The following is a 16261-nucleotide window of genomic DNA, read 5'->3' on the forward strand; positions in this document are numbered from 1 at the left end:
CATGCTATTAGCAACATCACACATCAGATTTATCACTAAACCTATTACTATTATTTTTTGTACCCATTACGCTTCTTTTTAACCCATTATCGAGGTTTTAAGGAAATAGGTATGGCACTTTTAAGCACTGGATTGCGGTTTCATTTTAAGGCACAAAGCTTAGCTGAAGACAGTTTCGACGTCCTTGATTTTTGTTTTGTTGAAAGTTTATCCGCCCCCTTTGAAGCCAAACTGACGTTAATCAGTCGCTTCGACCATCTCACAGCTGAATCCATTGTTGATCAAACAGGTTTAATGAGCTGGTCAAAAGAGGATCTGGTTGAGCGTTATGTTCACGGGATCGTTAGCCAGTTTAGTAAACAAGACAGTGGCCATCACCATACTCAATATAGCGTCACTCTGGTTCCGGCTTTATCTCGTCTAACGTTAAGAAAAAACAGTCGGATATTCCAACAACAAAGTGTGGTAAGTATTATCTCTACCTTGCTTGATGAAATGGGAATAAACCATTACGCGTTTAACTGTGAAAGCCGAGTTGAATCCGATCTCCGTGAATACTGCGTGCAATATAGTGAAACGGATTTTCAATTTATCAGTCGTTTAGCCGCAGAAATTGGGTTATTTTATTATTTTGAACATAATCAAAATGTTCATACTTTAATTTTTTGTGACAGCACCAGTAAATTAAGCACATTGGCCCGTCCGTTTCCTTACAATGCCCTCAGTGGCGGCATTGCCGAGACGACTTTTGTAAACCAATTCAGTTATCAGCATCAAATACAGCCTGCCTATGTGAGCCTAAAAGACTACAGTTTTAAAAATCCGCAATACAGTTTTCTCCAAAGTAGCCATGGCAAAAATCTTACTTTTCAGCAGCCAGACTACGAACATTTCGATTATCCCGGAAGGTATAAAGGAGATTCAACCGGCATTCCCATTACACAAGTTCGTCAAGAATATCTACGCCGTGATGCACAAGTCGCCATTGGTCATAGTAATATCATGCAAGCCATATCTGGCTTTAAATTTGATTTTTGTGACCACAGTGATGCGGCATTAAACCATGATTGGGTTCTCACAACCGTTGAGCATAAAGGTGAACAAGGCGCGGCGGCTGAAGAAGAAAATAGCCAAAAACCGACTCGTTACAATAACCAGTTTCTCGCCATTCCGGGTAATAATCCCTGGCAGGCCGAGCCCAACAGCAAACCGTTAATCACTGGCTCACAGATAGCGACAGTAGTTGGCCCTAGCAATGAAGAAATATTTTGTGATGAATTTGGCCGGGTAAAAGTCCAGTTTCCGTGGGATAGATATGGTGAAAGTAACGAACTATCAAGTTGTTGGGTACGAGTCAGCCAAGGCTGGGCTGGAAGCCAATACGGCATGGTAGCCGTGCCTCGTATTGGCCATGAAGTGATCGTCAGTTTTTTAGAACGCGATCCCGATCAACCCATTATTACCGGCCGGACGTATCATTCGACCAATGTAACCCCTTATATATTACCCAATCATAAAACGCGCACTGTGCTTAAAACACAAAGCCACAAAGCCGAGGGTTCAATGAACTGCGTTTTGAAGATGAAGCCCGCCATGAACAAATCTACATTCATGGCCAAAAAGACATGGATATGGTGATCAATAATAGTCATAGAGAAGAGATAGGCAACGACCAGCACCTAACCGTGGGGCATGACAAGTTTGAACATATTGAACAACATCTGCATAGCAACATAGGGCAAGACCACATCGCTCAAGTGGGCCGTGATCACCACGAAAAAATTGGCCATAACGTTATTCAACGGGTTTTAGGTATGGTGAAACGTTATATCGGTGGAGGCATGATTACTCAAATAGAAGGATCCAGTCGAACAAGTATAGGCGCATCTGAACAGAAAATCATTGGTGACAACCAAAGGATAAAAGTAACAAGCGAGAGTTCCTTACACGCGAAAAAAATTGTACTTGAAGTGACGGATGAATCAACGTTCAACAGCCTTAGTAACTTTATAAAAATAGATAATGATGGCATCACCTTTTCCGGAGATAAAGTGATGATCAATCTGGGTGGCGTTGCAGGTAAAGGCACGGCTCCTAAACCGATTAGTCCTGATGAGTTCGATCTACCTCACGCTAACCTCGCCGCGGGCATGAGTAAGGTCTCAGACGTGTTAGAGAAAGACACGGTATTAACCAGTTTAAGGATCAATGAATAATGGACACATTCGCTATAAATAAACAAGTAAAACTACAAGTTGATGCTTTTGGCGTCAAAGATGCGAGTAGAATCAGAGTGAATATAAGGATCACCTTACTCGATGAAAAACAACAAAAATTAGCTATCAAAATAGACCGCGCGATAATAAAAAACCAAGGAGTCACATACCCTTTTATAACCGAAGATATTGCCAATTCATTTAATATAAACCCCAGCAAAGTAGCGTATGTAAAAGGTTGGATAGATCTCAATGGTGATGGTGTGCTCGACTACAATGAAGAAGTCACCATTCGCATTATGCCACAAGAGTTATTATTCGAATTAGTCGAAGTTGATTACAGTAATAAATCGAACCAAGGTCAATATTGGCCAACGCCAACAAAAGAGCAGTTAGAGAGAGCTAAAAACATCACGTTAGCTATCCAAGAAAGCCCAAAAAACATAGGGAAAGCGTGGGATGAAATGTACCATTGGATTTACAATTGGACGAATTACACCTCTCAATTTGATTCAAATCTCGCAATGGCGGTGACTGATGTGATTATTGGCGCAAATCGTGTGTTTAGTCTTATGAGGGATAGAGACATAGAGTTAACCGAACTGCAACGAATATGCGTGACCCTCTCTTGCGAGGTGTACAAGATTAAAAATAGTGATGTAAATAAATTACAGATTGGCTCTTATCTATTAAAACAAGTAATTGAACAAGAGTATAAATATCCTGTCATTAACACGATAGAATCAAACTTAGAATACCCTAAAGCATATTTGCAAAAAACTGGTGAAATAATAAACGTGCCGTTAATTATTGGCGGACGATTTGAAAACGGCAACGGTGATATTATTATCGCTTTTGTCGGCACCGACCCTTCCAGCAGCAAAGATTGGGCGGAAAACTTAAAACAAGGGATAAGTTGGTTAGAGTCGCCTCGTTATAAAATAGCGATGGAGAAAGCGCATGAATTAATAGAAGAAATTGATGTCAATCAAATCACCTTTACCGGCCATTCACTAGGGGGCGGATTGGCCACCGCAGCGGCAAAACGGATTGGCGGCAAAGCCTATGTATTTAATGCCGCAGGGGTTCGAGATGAAACCGTGCCCGAACAAAAACCTGCCGATATCACCACGTTTTACAGCACATGGGATATGTTACAAATGTCTAATCGTAGCGTCTTTCCAAATGCTAATGGCAAGCAAGTTTCTTTAGGTGCTATTGGCTCCCATGGCATGAAAGTTATTTGTGATAAATATGGCATAAAGGGACACAATCATGATAAATAAATCAATCTTAAAAAAAGGGTTAATCGGTTTTGGCCTATTTATCCTACTTTGGTCGGTGATTGCCCCTTATAGCCTCCAATATTGGTTTGTGTATCTTATTACAGATGACCAACACAGAAAAGCACTGACAAGAACTGGCACACCGATTGTAAGATTAGATTATTCGATCCCAGAAAACATGGCGCTCTTGCACAGCGATCCAAGAAATGAACAAGGAAGAGTGATGCATACCTCGCCTATTTTTTTAGATGTTCTTGAGCCCATGACCGATAAAAGACCTAAATTAGCCACCGTGGAAAGACAGATTGATAAATTAATGAAGCAAGGCTTTAAAATCAATGGGGTGTATAACGTCTCTTGGGGAGGGGGAAACACTCCACTAGGACTTTCTTTAAGTCGTGGTCGCTATGACGTGGCTTACGCTCTGTTGTTGCGTGGAGCGGACTATATGAGTAGTAAAACTTCTATTAGTTACAGTAACTGTCCGGAGGTTGAACCGAAAAACTTAGTTAGTGTGTATATTAGAATAGCTGGTGACTTGGATAAAATGCATGAGGAGGACCCTCAACGGGAATGGTTAATTAAAATGATTGATTGGATTGAATCCGATTTAGACAAGCATCCTGAAAAAAAAGATAAATATTACCGAGCGTTTGCCACAAGGCCTTGTCAGTATGTTGATAAACCTCGTCATCATTAATTATTGTTGCAATAAATATGGCATAAAGGGACACCACCATGATAAATAAATCAACCTTAAAAAAAGGGGTAATCGGTTTTGGCCTATTTATCCTACTTTGGTCGGTGATTGCCCCTTATAGCCTCCAATATTGGTTTGTGTATCTTATTACAGATGACCAACACAGAAAAGCACTGACAAGAACTGGCACACCGATTGTAAGATTAGATTATTCGATCCCAGAAAACATGGCGCTCTTGCACAGCGATCCAAGAAATAAACAAGGAAGAGTGATGCATACCTCGCCTATTTTTTTAGATGTTCTTGAGCCCATGACCGATAAAAGACCTAAATTAGCCACCGTGGAAAGACAGATTGATAAATTAATGAAGCAAGGCTTTAAAATCAATGGGGTTTATAACGTCTCTTGGATGGGAGAGAAAAGCCCAATAGCAGTTGCTTTATTTCATGGCCGCTATGACGTAGCCTACGCTCTGCTGTCACGTGGAGCCGATTATATGGATGGCTACACCCCGATTAGTTACAGTAACTGTCCAGAGGTTGAGCCCAAAAATTTAGCGAGTATATACACCAAAATTTACTCTTCATTAAACCGAACGTATCAAAATGACCCTCAGCGAAAGTGGTTAACTAAAGTGATTAATTGGGTAGAGTCGGATTTAGACAAGCACCCTGAAAAAAAAGCCAAATATTACCGGGATTTTGACATAACACCTTGTCAATACGTGGATAAACCCCATCATCATCGATTACCACTCCCAGCAAATGGTTCAGATTCATGATAAATAAATCAACCTTAAAAAAAGGGTTAATCGGTTTTGGCCTATTTATCCTACTTTGGTCGGTGATTGCCCCTTATAGCCTCCAATATTGGTTTGTGTACCTTATTGCCGACAAACAGCAGCGGAACGCATTAACGAGAACGACTACTACTATTCGATCCCAGAAAATATGGCGCTCTTGCACAGCGATTTAAGAGATAGAACTGGCGATGTAATACACACCTCGCCTATTTTTTTAGATGTTCTTGAGCCCATGACCGATAAAAGACCTAAATTAGCCACCGTGGAAAGACAGATTGATAAATTAATGAAACAAGGCTTTAAAATCAATGGAGTGTATAACGTCTCTTGGGGGGGAGGGCATAGCCCTTTAGCACTTGCTTTAAGCCGTGGTCGATATGACGTAGCTTACGCTCTGCTGTTGCGTGGAGCGGACTATATGAATGGTTATACTCCTATAAGTTACAGTGGTTGCCCAGAAGTTGAGCCCAAAAATTTAGTGAGTATATACACAAAAATCGCTTATTCACTAAACCTAACAGATCAAGATGACCCTCAACGGGAATGGTTAATTAAAGTGATCGATTGGGTGGAATCCGATTTAGACAAGCCCCCTGAAAAGAAAGATAAATATTATAGACATTTCGCCACAAGACCTTGTCAGTATATTGATAAACCTCGTCATCATTAAATGATTGCAATATATGATAGATAAATATTTAAAGATATTTATGCAGTAACCAAGATGTTGATAAGTTATGCAATCAACTATGTGTAATAAAAAACATTCAAATTAAAGGAGCGTTAAATGAAAGTGGTAAAAATAACCCTTATAAGTGTGCTAACCCTTACTGCCTTTAGTTCTAGTGACGCCATGGCTATTAATACCAAAGGTTCCACAACCTACTGTTCTGATAAAGAAGTGGGTAGTATTTTTAAGCACAAGGATAAGATGTATTTGGTTGTTGATAATAAAACAGCTCGTGATAAGGCTAATTTTGCAAAACTAGCTAAAGGTGACATACGATACTGTACATCAAAAGTGACAAACATGAATAAAATGTTTAGCAGAACCTCCTTTAATCACTCTATAAGCGATTGGGACACCTCCAATGTGACTAATATGAAGTTGATGTTTTTTAAGGCGACCTCTTTTAACCAACCCATTAATGATTGGAATACTTCTAATGTGACCAATATGGAAAGCATGTTTAGTAGTGCAACCTCCTTTAATCAACCCATTAGTGATTGGAATACTTCTAATGTGACCAATATGGAAAGCATGTTTAGTAGTGCAACCTCCTTTAATCAACCCATAGGCAACTGGAACACTTCCAATGTGACCAATATGTTCATGATGCTTGGTGGTGCAACCTCGTTTAATCAACCCATAGGCAACTGGAACACTTTCAATGTAACTAATATTAGAAGTATGTTTAGTGATGCAACTTCATTTAATCAACCAATAGGTGATTGGAATACTTCGTATCCGCCCCATAAACCCCACATTCAAATAAGCTGACTGGCAATTTATGCTCTTAACTCCAACAATTAAGGAGATAAGAGCATGGTTAATCGACGTAGTGACCAGGAATGGTTGGGACTTTTACAGCAATACGAAAGCAGCGCTTTAACCCAGAAAGAATTTTGCCGACAGAATAAGCTCGCACTTTCCACTTTCTTTACTAAACGACGCTCGCTGCAATTGACAGGTGAAAGCCATCAGAGTAGCTTTGTTCGCGCAGAAGTGGTTGAGCAAACTACCCGTTATCAAGTGGCTCAACCTGAACTGGCGAATATGACGCTCAGTTTTAATGATGTCGAGTTGAGCGTTCCGCAAGGAACACCAACCCAGTATTTGGCAAAACTCATCTGTGCGCTTCAATCATGAAAGGGTTAGTGAATCCCCCTACGATTTACCTTTATCGTGAGTTCGTCGACTTTAGAAAATCCATTAACGGTCTTGCGGCATTGGTTGAGTCTGAAACGGATTTGTCCCTGAACTCTGGTGCGCTCTTCCTGTTTACCAATAAGCAGCGCGATAAAATGAAGGTGCTCTATTGGGATAAAACGGGCTTTGCTCTTTGGTACAAACGCCTTGAAAAAGCCAAGTTCAAATGGCCGTCCAAGGAGAAAAACCAAGTGTTTACTTTAAGCCAATTTGAGTTAGAAAGACTCCTTGCAGGCTTTACGATAATCGGCCATAAATCGGTTGAAATACACGATTTTACAATGAGTTAATCACGATAAAAGTCAGATATATCAGGTATTCCTATGGTCTTTTTAGTATAATAAATGCCATGAAAAAGACGCCTGATATTAACCCTGACAGCCAAGATGTCGCCGAGCTTCAAGCGATGGTGAAAGCCCTGATGGCTGAAAAAGAATCCCTTCTTGAGCAGTTCAAACTGGCTATCGACCGCCAGTTCGCCAAACGTGCCGAAACACTCAAACCTTATGATGAAGCGCAGGGTGACCTGTTCAATGAGGTGGAATGTGAAGCCCCTGCTGATGAGCAAGAAGAAGTGGTTACGACCACTACAATCAAAAAAGTGCGTGGTAAACGCAAACCTCTTCCTAAAGACCTACCGCGTGAGCAAATCGTGCTGGACTTGGATGATAAAGAGAAAGTCTGCTCGTGTTGCCAGCACCCGTTGCATAAAATCGGTGAAGACAGCAGCGAAAAGCTTGAGTTTACCCCTGCGGTATTGAAGGTGCTGGAATATGTTCGCCCTAAGTACGGCTGTCGCCAGTGCGAAAAAGACGCAGATAAAGTCAGCATCGTTCAAAAGCCTGCCCCTGCCAGTCTTATCCCAAAAAGCTTTGCCACAGAAAGCCTGCTAAGCAACATCATTTTAGGCAAATATCAGTACGCACTGCCACTTTATCGTCAGGAAAGCCTGTTCGAGCAATCAGGCATTGAACTGTCCCGAACGACCATGGCACGTTGGGTCATGCAGGTCAGCGAGCACTTTACTCCGCTCTATCAAGCTCTGCAAAAACACCTTCTGGAGCAAGTAGTGGTGCAAGCGGATGAAACGCCGCTCAATGTCCTTAAAGAAGACAAGAAATGCTACATGTGGGTTTACGCATCAGGTGCGGATTCACCCGATGCGAGTCTGAAAGGGGTCAAAAATATCGTCTTGTTCGATTATCAAAATGGTCGTTCAAGGGCATGTCCTATCGCCTTCCTTGGTGAGTACGATGGTTATTTACAAACGGATGGCTACAAAGCTTATGACGGGCTGCCAAAGGTGAAACACCTTGGCTGCCTTGCTCACGCACGTCGCAAATTTATGGATGCCAAAAAACTGCAAGGCAAAGGAAAGGCGGGCAAAGCGGATATCGCGCTGGCGAAAATCCAAAAGCTGTATGCACTGGAAACTCGCCTGAAAGGCCAAACCGCAGAGCAGCGATTAACTGAGCGGCAAAAGTTGGCGAAGCCAATGCTGGATGACTTACATAAATGGCTGACATCGCAAAAGGTAATAGAATCGAGCCAGTTAGGTAAAGCGATAAAATACACGGTTGGTCAGTGGCCTAAACTTGTTCGGTATGTGGAAGATGGCCACTTATCTATCGATAATAACCGAGCGGAACGTGCAATTAAGTCTCTGGTTATTGGGAGAAAAAATTGGTTATTCTCCGATACACCGAAAGGTGCAGGTGCTAGCGCGATGCTTTACAGCATCATCGAAACTGCGAAAGCGAATGGGCTTATCCTTTACGATTATCTGGTTCAGTGCATGAAAGAGTTGGCCAAACCAGAGCCAGATATCGATTCACTTCTTCCTTGGAACTTCCTTCACTAATAATGCGCCTGTGGGTTTATGGGGCGCTCACAGCTTAATAGTATTATCAAACACCTTAACACCGACACAGTGATAGCTAGATTGCTTGTCGTGTCTGCGCTTAAAGCTTGGGTATTTAGCTCTCAACTTTGGATTGAAAAAGTTATCAAAAGCAGTGTGCAAGTTAATAACTGATTGCTGCAAGGCAATTGAATCATATTGTTTAAGCCAGTGGTACTTTCGTGATTTCTTGGCAACGGCAAGTAGTGGTTTTATATCCTTTTTAGGATTCAGTGTTACACCATGTTTGCGGTACATATGAGACTTTAAGTGTAGAGCTTTGTTATACGCAAAACGCACAGCACCAAGCTGAGCAATTAGAAACTCAGCTTGTTCTTGCGTTGGATAAATACGTACCTTCGTTGCTCTTAATACCTAGAACTCTCGACTGTATATATGCCCAGTATTATATCAACCACTTGTAATATATCTACTTTAAAGTGCTACCGCACTTTCGCCTTATATCCCCGCCCTCAGATCGGACGAGGGTTTACGGCGAGATTGCTAACCAACACTCGCTCAAAGGCAATTAGCGCTTAGCGGCTACCATTAACCTCTCCGCAATCTCTTGCAATGGGATTTTTAATGCTTCATCTATAACCGATTCACTGACTCTATCTCCGGCGAGTTGCATTACTAGTTTTTTAAAGGACTCAGGATTAGTACTACTATCATCCCCTTCATACCTCGGTTTTGCGCCAGATTTCACCACGTCATCCAATGCTAATAAAATCATGCGCAATGCAATTATATGTTGTTTCGATTCATGACTCATCAGTTAGTGCACCTTATACTTTCAATATACGACTTGTTTCTAGCATAGCGGATAACAACGATTACTTCTCTGCAACCCCCATCAATACTGGAATTATTCCTTGTTCTGTTTCTATTTCAAAAGGAACAGACACGGAGACAGAATCGAAACCAGCATTAATCAGTACTTTTTCTACCTGTTTTTGTGTTAATCCAGATTGATTATCTTTGGCTACCCAGTCCCAATGTATAAACACGCCACCGTCATCTAACAGAGCATGAATGAGAGTTGCAGCTTCGCTAAAATCGTCTAAAAATCCACATACAGAGGAAGCCACTACACAATCAAATTGACCACGAAACGCCGGATGCTGAGCAATAAGGCCTCGTGATAAGCTATCCACTACAGGCTCAACGTTCGGCAACATTTTCTTATCAAGTTCCTCTATCATGGCTTCTGATGAGTCTAGTGCCACAATATCTTTGGCTAACGGTGCAATTTTTTGACTTAACAATCCAGTGCCACAACCAAAATCAAAAACTCTCAAATTAGTAATATTGATACTACTCTCTAACTGTTCAAAAGCTTTGGTTGCGAATAGAGCAGCGGTAGGGGTTTCCCACTGTTTTGCTTTTTTATCCCAATTGTATGACATTTGGTCTCCATTTTTTACTGACTTTTGATTTCTACTACCATGGTAAACAAAATGCCGTTTAGCTTCACGACTAATTACCTTAGTTTTGATCATTTCTCTTATATAACACGAGAAATAAACTGGTTGCGACTGATTTTAAGCAATAACTATTTCTTGCTTCGAAAATGTTCAGCTAGAGAAACCCGTCTAGCGGGTCCTATATTATCTTGTTTTGGCAACGTATCTTCGTAACCTTTTTTTATGAATGACGCGCTATGCCCTCCACCTGAAATTCGCCTTAACCGTTCATCTTGTTGACCAAAAACTTGTAATTTGTATCGCTCTTCACCTGTTGTATACGAAACAATAGAACCATCAAAATCAAATGAAGACGCGATAAAACGACTTTCTTGCATAACCCCATCGGCACTTAAAATAAACCTATCGGTGAGCCAGCTAGGGGCACCAATTTCGGACCATTCACCATAAACTCGCGTTGGGTCTATATGATTCTTGTAGCTAATAAATGAAAAATACCCAGCCAAACTAACTGTGAACAAAGCTAGCACGATCACGGTCCACAACACATAATTAGGCCCACCGTTTTTTTCAGTGTTTTGACTATTTTGATTTTTAGTCATTCTTTTCAATCGGACCACCATATCTGCTACTTCACAGGGTTACTTTAAGGCTTAACTCACCTTGCTGGTTTATGTACTATTTAGCACCACACGGTTTATGCAACAGCATCTATTTCACTATATAATTGACCATGAATGCGTCATTGTTACGCCTTCTGATAACATTAAGCAAACCGAACAATATTTTTGCAGCGAATCGGACGTTACTTTTGCTATTACTGCTTCATCAAGCTCCTCTCCACTGATTTCAAAATGAATATTAATATGGGTAAAAATTCGTGGTGCATTTTCTCGTCGTTCTGTCGTAAGTTTAGCAATACAATCGCTAACCTTCTGGTTTTCTGATTTCAGACCAGCAACAACGTCTACCGAACTACACCCTCCTGCTGCCATTAAAACCATCTCCATCGGACTTGGTGCAGTCGACCCTCCCTTACCATCCATAATAACTGAATGTCCAGATGCTGATTGACCAATAAAGGTCAAGTTATCGACCCACTTAACTTCTGCTTGCATATAATTCTCCTAACTATTTGTTTTGCTGTTACAAGATATAGCCAATCACATATTACGGATACTAACCATACCGTTTAAATAATAAAAAAGGGAAGTCAAATATCGACTCCCCTTTATATACTATTGATAATACTTATCAATAAATACTAATTATGATTTTAAGATAAACCAACCGAGACTATTTTTTCTCTTCCGTTAGTTGTTCTTCAGGCTCTGCATCTAAGGTTGACTTCTCAGAAAAAATATCGGCAACCGATTCTTTTTCCAGAGAACCTTTCAAGTTACCGTCACTATCCACAACGGGTAAAGAGTACTCCGAAGAAATGGTCTCTGTGAGTACGTCCTCAATAGCAGATTCTGGTGAAATAGTCGGTACATCTTCATAAATATCAGGATTGAATTCGCCGTTATTTACATCAGAAGAAGCAGCAGATTCTAGTTCTTTTTCAGTTATTATGCCTTGGAAGCCATCTTCAGTAATGTGGTAACCATAGTCATGGACCGACTTTTTCATTTGCGCAAGCGCACCATCGATGGTTTCAGCTGTAATACGCATTGCAGGGCGTTGCATGACAGTTTCAACCGTTAGTGCTCGAGCTCGGTTAACATCTTTAACAAAGGCTTCTACATAATCGTTAGCAGGCTCTAGCAATATCTCATCAGGCGTTCCTTGCTGAACAAGTTCACCATCTTTAAGAATAGCAATTCGGTCACCTAGTCTGAGCGCTTCATCTAAATCATGGGTGATAAAAATAATGGTCTTTTGTAAGGTTTCTTGCAATTCAATGAGCTGATCTTGCATTTCACTTCTGATCAATGGATCGAGTGCCGAAAACGCTTCATCCATTAATAAAATTTCCGCATCAGTACACAGTGCGCGTGCTAAACCGACACGTTGCTGCTGACCACCGGAAAGCTGAGATGGATACTGATCATCGTAGCCTTTCAAGCCAACAGTATCTATCCATTCTTTAGCCTTGTTAAGTCGCACAGCCTTATCAATATTTTGTACTTCCAAGCCATAAGCAACATTATCAATGACCTTTCTGTGTGGAAATAAACCAAAACGTTGGAAGACCATTGACATCTTATGACGACGAAACTCTTGAAGATCATGGACACCAAATTCCATTATATCAGTGCCTTCAACAATAATTTGCCCTTCAGTGGGATCAATCAAGCGATTAAAGTGGCGTATTAATGTCGATTTACCTGAGCCAGATAGCCCCATAATGACGAAAATTTCGCCTTTTTTAATCTCTAAATTAATATCTTTTAGGCCAACGGTATGACCCGTTTTTTTCAAGATTTCATCTTTACTTAAGCCTTCACTAATCATAGGTAGCACAGACTTAGGATTAGAACCAAAAACTTTGTAAAGACCTGAAATCTTAATTACTGACTCAGTCATGTTTCTGGTCTCCTAAATGAGCTTGAGTACGCTTTGCATACGCTTGTGATGCGCGGTCAAATAAAATCGCCAATGCAACGATAGCAAAGCCATTTAATAATCCTAGAGTAAAATATTGGTTCGTTATTGCTTTTAGTACCGGTTGCCCTAGCCCTTTCACACCTATCATTGAGGCGATAACCACCATAGACAAAGCCATCATAATAGTTTGGTTAATACCGGCCATAATAGTTGGCATAGCTAAAGGTAACTGAACACCAGTTAACCTTTGCCGTTGGCTGGCACCAAAGGCTGTAGCCGCTTCTAATACTTCTTTATCAACCAAACGAATACCTAGATTAGTCAATCGAATAACCGGAGGGATAGCGTATATAATTACTGCAATCAGACCCGGAATTTTACCAATACCTAACAGCATGACCACAGGGATAAGATAAACGAAGGCAGGCATAGTTTGCATAATATCTAATAACGGGGTAATAACCGCTTGAATTCGATTTGATCGTGCCATGGCAATACCAATGGGAATACCTACCGCGATAGCTAAAAAGGTACATACGGTAATAATACTCAGCGTACGCATCGTATCTTCCCACATCCCAAAATAGCCTATAAGTAATAAAGAGCCAAAGCAAGCGACAGCGAGTTTCGTTGAACGACTCGCTAGATAAACAAACCCAGTGCAAATAGCTAAAACTATCCACCAAGGAGTACTTAATAATAACTTCTCAAACCAAATAAGAAACGACAACAATGGGTCAAAAATAGACTCTATTAAATCACCATATTCTCTTGAAAAATCTTTATATGCGCCATCAAGCGTTTTTCTAATTGCTCTCAGACCCGAACGGTCCATTTCTGGAAAACTGTACAACCAGCTACTATCAGCCATTTTTAATTCCTTGAAACGAAAAGAGCAACTCGTAGCAAGTTACTCTTTTCGAAATTTTACAATACTAACTTACAACGCACTCTCAACCATTTCGGCTTTATCTTCAGGTAACCATGCTTTCCAAATTGAAGGATAGTTCTCTAAGAAATAGAACATTGCATCGGAAGCATCCGCTTGCTCTTCTTCCATCCAAGCCAATAATTTGTTCATCTCAGCATTAGTCACTCCACGAGTGTCTAAATAGCTCATTATTTCTTGGTTATCTTTAGAAAATTCCGCAGAAGCCACGGTGTAAACAGGTGAAGCAGGATACGCTGTTACTTTTGGCGATTCACAACCATCAACTGTAGTACAAGCAAAGTATTCTTCTTCATCTACACCTGCACCAAAATCAACTTTAACCATCTCATATTTACCTAAGATCGCTGTTGGAGCCCAATAATACCCTAACCAGCCTTCTTCACGCTCATAAGCTTTAGCGATTGATCCAGAAAGACCAGCAGACGATCCTGGATCGATTAATTCAAAATTAGCTTCATCGAGTTTCAATGCTCTAAACAAGTTAGATGCTGAGATTTGACAACCCCAGCCTGCAGGACAACCGTAGAAACCACCTACATCTTTATTTTCTGGATGTTCAAACAAATCAGCGTGTTTTTTGACACCTTCGATAGTGCTCAGTTCAGGGTATTTATCCACCATATATTTTGGAACCCAGAAACCTTCTTCACCACCATTGACTAACGACTTACCAGCAAGAACAATTCGGCCTTCTTTAACGCCTGCTTCTACCGCATCTTTTACCGCATTTGCCCATAACTCAGGTGCGATATCTGGTTGTCCTTTCTCAATCATAGATGTTGTGGTAGGCATTGTGTCACCAGGAATCAACTCAGCATCACAACCAAAAGCATTTTCTAAGATAAACTTATCTACGTTAGCGAGTAAACTAGCGGAGTTCCAATTCATATCTGCGATCGTTACATCGCCACATTCACTAGCGGATACGCTGGTACTGGCACCGGCAAATAAAGCCAGTGTCGCAAGTTTCAATTTCATACTCATTCCCTTAAATAACTTCCATAGTTAGATTACAATCATACCGAAATTATACTTCGTGTTCAAATGATTATAGCTATAAGCATTTGAGTACCCTCTAAATACCTATGGATTTAGTTCAATTACATAGGCAAAAGAACAGGGGAAAATGCGATTAATATCTAAAAAAAACAATGGAATTAGCAGTATGAAAAGAAAGAAAAATTAAATCGTCTATTAATTGACAAAAATGTTGTTGAATAAACAATTATAGGTCGAAGGATTTAAGTCGAAGGTTGACGTAATGTGACGGTGAATAGAACGTAATGTGTCTGTGAACAGAAAGAGTTAAGGGTCTAACTATCAAACCCTTAATTATCTATATTAATGACTATTTCTGCCGCATAGCTATATCTACTCACTAATAAGCGGACTATTTGATTGTATGCTAACAATCAAACCAAGCTACACCTCAAAGATTAAGTGAAGCCCACAATCAGAAGGAATTAAGATCTAGAAAAGAAACAAAAATTACTTTTCAGTATTCAACTCAGGGTCGGTAATATCGCCAAGTTCCAGTACAGGTGCCACACTGATTGACTCAGCATTCATCATTCCTGCAATGCGTTGAACTGATGATAGTAATAAGCTTTGCTCCCATTCATCCAAACTTTGCAACTTATTAATAAAGCTTTCTTGCAATGGTAATGGCGCATTACTCAGTAAGAGATTACCTTTTTCGGTAAGGTTAGCGTGAACTTTACGCTTATCAGTGGTACTTCTTACTCGCTCAACGAGGTTATTTCGTTCCAACCTATCTAGTATCGTCGTTGCTGTAGCTGGGCTCATATTAGTATGATTAGACAATTGCCTAATGGTTACTTCGCCTAATTCTCTGATTGAGCGCATAAGTATCAATTGTGGACCAGTAAGGCCAGATTCCTTGCTCAATTTCTTGGAATGCAGATCTATTGCCCTAATAATTTGTCTCAGTGAAACGAGAACTTCCTCATGTTTTTCCAACTCACCACTCCGTAACTATAAAAATGCCAAAAACGGTAGAAAAAATAGACCTTACTTTGATTGAAAGCTGAGCTTCAAAACGTGGTCTACTAATTAATTGCTATCTGTAACCATCTATTGTGACTAATTAATGTAATTATTGCCAACACTATGCTCGGTAATAACAATATTATGGCCTACAATAATAATAATATGCTCTACAGTAACAATACTATGACCTGTAATAATTAGAAATCAAATAGTTTTTGCCCAGTAACCTTCCTAGTTGAAGGTTACAAAGGACATAGAATCGCCATTCAGTTGTAAATTACCAGCATTTCAGTTCAAAATATAGCCAGGTTATGGCATTTTTTACCAAAGAGAGTAAACTATCGCAAAAAAAGTAGAGAGCAATACAACGAGTACAAATCATTTGGTTTGCTACTTCTGATTTTCTACTAAAATTACTTATGGTTATTTAGAGTTACTTATCATTATTTAGGTTAACTATAGTTATTTAGGTTAATTACAGTTATTC

Annotated in this window: 19 protein-coding genes and 1 pseudogene; 11 read left to right on the forward strand and 9 right to left on the reverse strand. The window is 40.2% G+C overall.

The window, feature by feature from the left end; genetic code table 11:
- The first annotated feature begins 111 nt into the window (after nucleotides 1–111).
- The 11 genes from tssI (at nucleotide 112) to tnpC (ending at nucleotide 8796) form a co-directional block, all read left to right on the forward strand.
- Nucleotides 112–1638, forward strand: coding sequence for a type VI secretion system tip protein TssI/VgrG (tssI, locus tag ACLKML_RS02935; RefSeq protein ID WP_413283583.1), 1527 nt, complete (start codon nucleotides 112–114; stop codon nucleotides 1636–1638).
- Nucleotides 1569–2216, forward strand: a complete 648-nt coding sequence (locus tag ACLKML_RS02940) for a bacteriophage T4 gp5 trimerisation domain-containing protein (protein ID WP_413283719.1) — start codon at nucleotides 1569–1571, stop codon at nucleotides 2214–2216. The genes tssI and ACLKML_RS02940 overlap by 70 nt, the downstream gene beginning before the upstream one ends.
- Nucleotides 2216–3502 carry a hypothetical protein gene (locus tag ACLKML_RS02945; RefSeq protein WP_413283584.1) on the forward strand — a complete coding sequence of 429 codons (1287 nt, stop codon included), beginning with the start codon at nucleotides 2216–2218 and terminating at the stop codon, nucleotides 3500–3502. The genes ACLKML_RS02940 and ACLKML_RS02945 overlap by 1 nt, the downstream gene beginning before the upstream one ends.
- Entirely contained in the window at nucleotides 3492–4202 is a 711-nt protein-coding gene (locus ACLKML_RS02950; RefSeq protein WP_413283585.1) for a hypothetical protein, read from the forward strand. The genes ACLKML_RS02945 and ACLKML_RS02950 overlap by 11 nt, the downstream gene beginning before the upstream one ends.
- Nucleotides 4203–4240: 38 nt before the next feature.
- Nucleotides 4241–4984, forward strand: coding sequence for a hypothetical protein (locus ACLKML_RS02955; protein ID WP_413283586.1), 744 nt, complete (start codon nucleotides 4241–4243; stop codon nucleotides 4982–4984).
- Nucleotides 4981–5178: a hypothetical protein gene (locus ACLKML_RS02960; protein WP_413283587.1), complete on the forward strand. Its 198-nt coding sequence runs from the start codon at nucleotides 4981–4983 to the stop codon at nucleotides 5176–5178. Before ACLKML_RS02955 ends, ACLKML_RS02960 begins: the two co-directional genes overlap by 4 nt.
- Entirely contained in the window at nucleotides 5163–5675 is a 513-nt protein-coding gene (locus ACLKML_RS02965; RefSeq protein WP_413283588.1) for a hypothetical protein, read from the forward strand. Before ACLKML_RS02960 ends, ACLKML_RS02965 begins: the two co-directional genes overlap by 16 nt.
- Nucleotides 5676–5792: 117 nt before the next feature.
- A complete protein-coding gene (locus ACLKML_RS02970) occupies nucleotides 5793–6506 on the forward strand; it encodes a BspA family leucine-rich repeat surface protein (RefSeq protein WP_413283589.1) in 714 nt (237 codons plus the stop codon).
- A 45-nt stretch (nucleotides 6507–6551) separates the two neighbouring features.
- Nucleotides 6552–6875 carry an IS66 family insertion sequence element accessory protein TnpA gene (gene tnpA / locus ACLKML_RS02975; RefSeq protein WP_413282882.1) on the forward strand — a complete coding sequence of 108 codons (324 nt, stop codon included), beginning with the start codon at nucleotides 6552–6554 and terminating at the stop codon, nucleotides 6873–6875.
- Nucleotides 6872–7225: an IS66 family insertion sequence element accessory protein TnpB gene (tnpB, locus tag ACLKML_RS02980; RefSeq protein ID WP_413282881.1), complete on the forward strand. Its 354-nt coding sequence runs from the start codon at nucleotides 6872–6874 to the stop codon at nucleotides 7223–7225. The genes tnpA and tnpB overlap by 4 nt, the downstream gene beginning before the upstream one ends.
- A gap of 59 nt (nucleotides 7226–7284) precedes the next feature.
- Complete coding sequence (tnpC, locus tag ACLKML_RS02985) at nucleotides 7285–8796, forward strand: IS66 family transposase (protein WP_413282880.1); 1512 nt, start codon at nucleotides 7285–7287, stop codon at nucleotides 8794–8796.
- 27 nt (nucleotides 8797–8823) lie between these two features.
- Here tnpC and ACLKML_RS02990 read toward each other — a convergent pair.
- The 9 genes and pseudogenes from ACLKML_RS02990 to ACLKML_RS03030 all read right to left on the reverse strand — a co-directional run.
- A pseudogene (locus ACLKML_RS02990) lies at nucleotides 8824–9198 on the reverse strand (helix-turn-helix domain-containing protein); the annotation flags it as partial.
- Between the two features lie 166 nt (nucleotides 9199–9364).
- On the reverse strand, nucleotides 9365–9610 hold the full coding sequence (locus ACLKML_RS02995) for a hypothetical protein (RefSeq protein WP_413283590.1): 246 nt from the start codon (nucleotides 9608–9610) through the stop codon (nucleotides 9365–9367).
- A 61-nt stretch (nucleotides 9611–9671) separates the two neighbouring features.
- Nucleotides 9672–10244, reverse strand: a complete 573-nt coding sequence (locus tag ACLKML_RS03000; RefSeq protein WP_413283591.1) for a class I SAM-dependent DNA methyltransferase — start codon at nucleotides 10242–10244, stop codon at nucleotides 9672–9674.
- A 146-nt stretch (nucleotides 10245–10390) separates the two neighbouring features.
- On the reverse strand, nucleotides 10391–10864 hold the full coding sequence (locus tag ACLKML_RS03005) for a DUF2850 domain-containing protein (protein ID WP_413283720.1): 474 nt from the start codon (nucleotides 10862–10864) through the stop codon (nucleotides 10391–10393).
- A 117-nt stretch (nucleotides 10865–10981) separates the two neighbouring features.
- Nucleotides 10982–11380 carry an OsmC family protein gene (locus ACLKML_RS03010; protein WP_413283592.1) on the reverse strand — a complete coding sequence of 133 codons (399 nt, stop codon included), beginning with the start codon at nucleotides 11378–11380 and terminating at the stop codon, nucleotides 10982–10984.
- 178 nt (nucleotides 11381–11558) lie between these two features.
- On the reverse strand, nucleotides 11559–12791 hold the full coding sequence (locus ACLKML_RS03015) for a quaternary amine ABC transporter ATP-binding protein (protein WP_413283593.1): 1233 nt from the start codon (nucleotides 12789–12791) through the stop codon (nucleotides 11559–11561).
- Nucleotides 12784–13683: an ABC transporter permease gene (locus ACLKML_RS03020; protein WP_413283594.1), complete on the reverse strand. Its 900-nt coding sequence runs from the start codon at nucleotides 13681–13683 to the stop codon at nucleotides 12784–12786. The genes ACLKML_RS03015 and ACLKML_RS03020 overlap by 8 nt, the downstream gene beginning before the upstream one ends.
- Nucleotides 13684–13752: 69 nt before the next feature.
- Nucleotides 13753–14742 carry an ABC transporter substrate-binding protein gene (locus ACLKML_RS03025; RefSeq protein WP_413283595.1) on the reverse strand — a complete coding sequence of 330 codons (990 nt, stop codon included), beginning with the start codon at nucleotides 14740–14742 and terminating at the stop codon, nucleotides 13753–13755.
- Between the two features lie 510 nt (nucleotides 14743–15252).
- Complete coding sequence (locus ACLKML_RS03030; protein ID WP_317717240.1) at nucleotides 15253–15744, reverse strand: MarR family winged helix-turn-helix transcriptional regulator; 492 nt, start codon at nucleotides 15742–15744, stop codon at nucleotides 15253–15255.
- Nucleotides 15745–16261 lie beyond the last annotated feature (517 nt).

The organism is Vibrio sp. MA40-2, assembly GCF_047302445.1.
Taxonomy (GTDB): Bacteria; Pseudomonadota; Gammaproteobacteria; order Enterobacterales; family Vibrionaceae; genus Vibrio.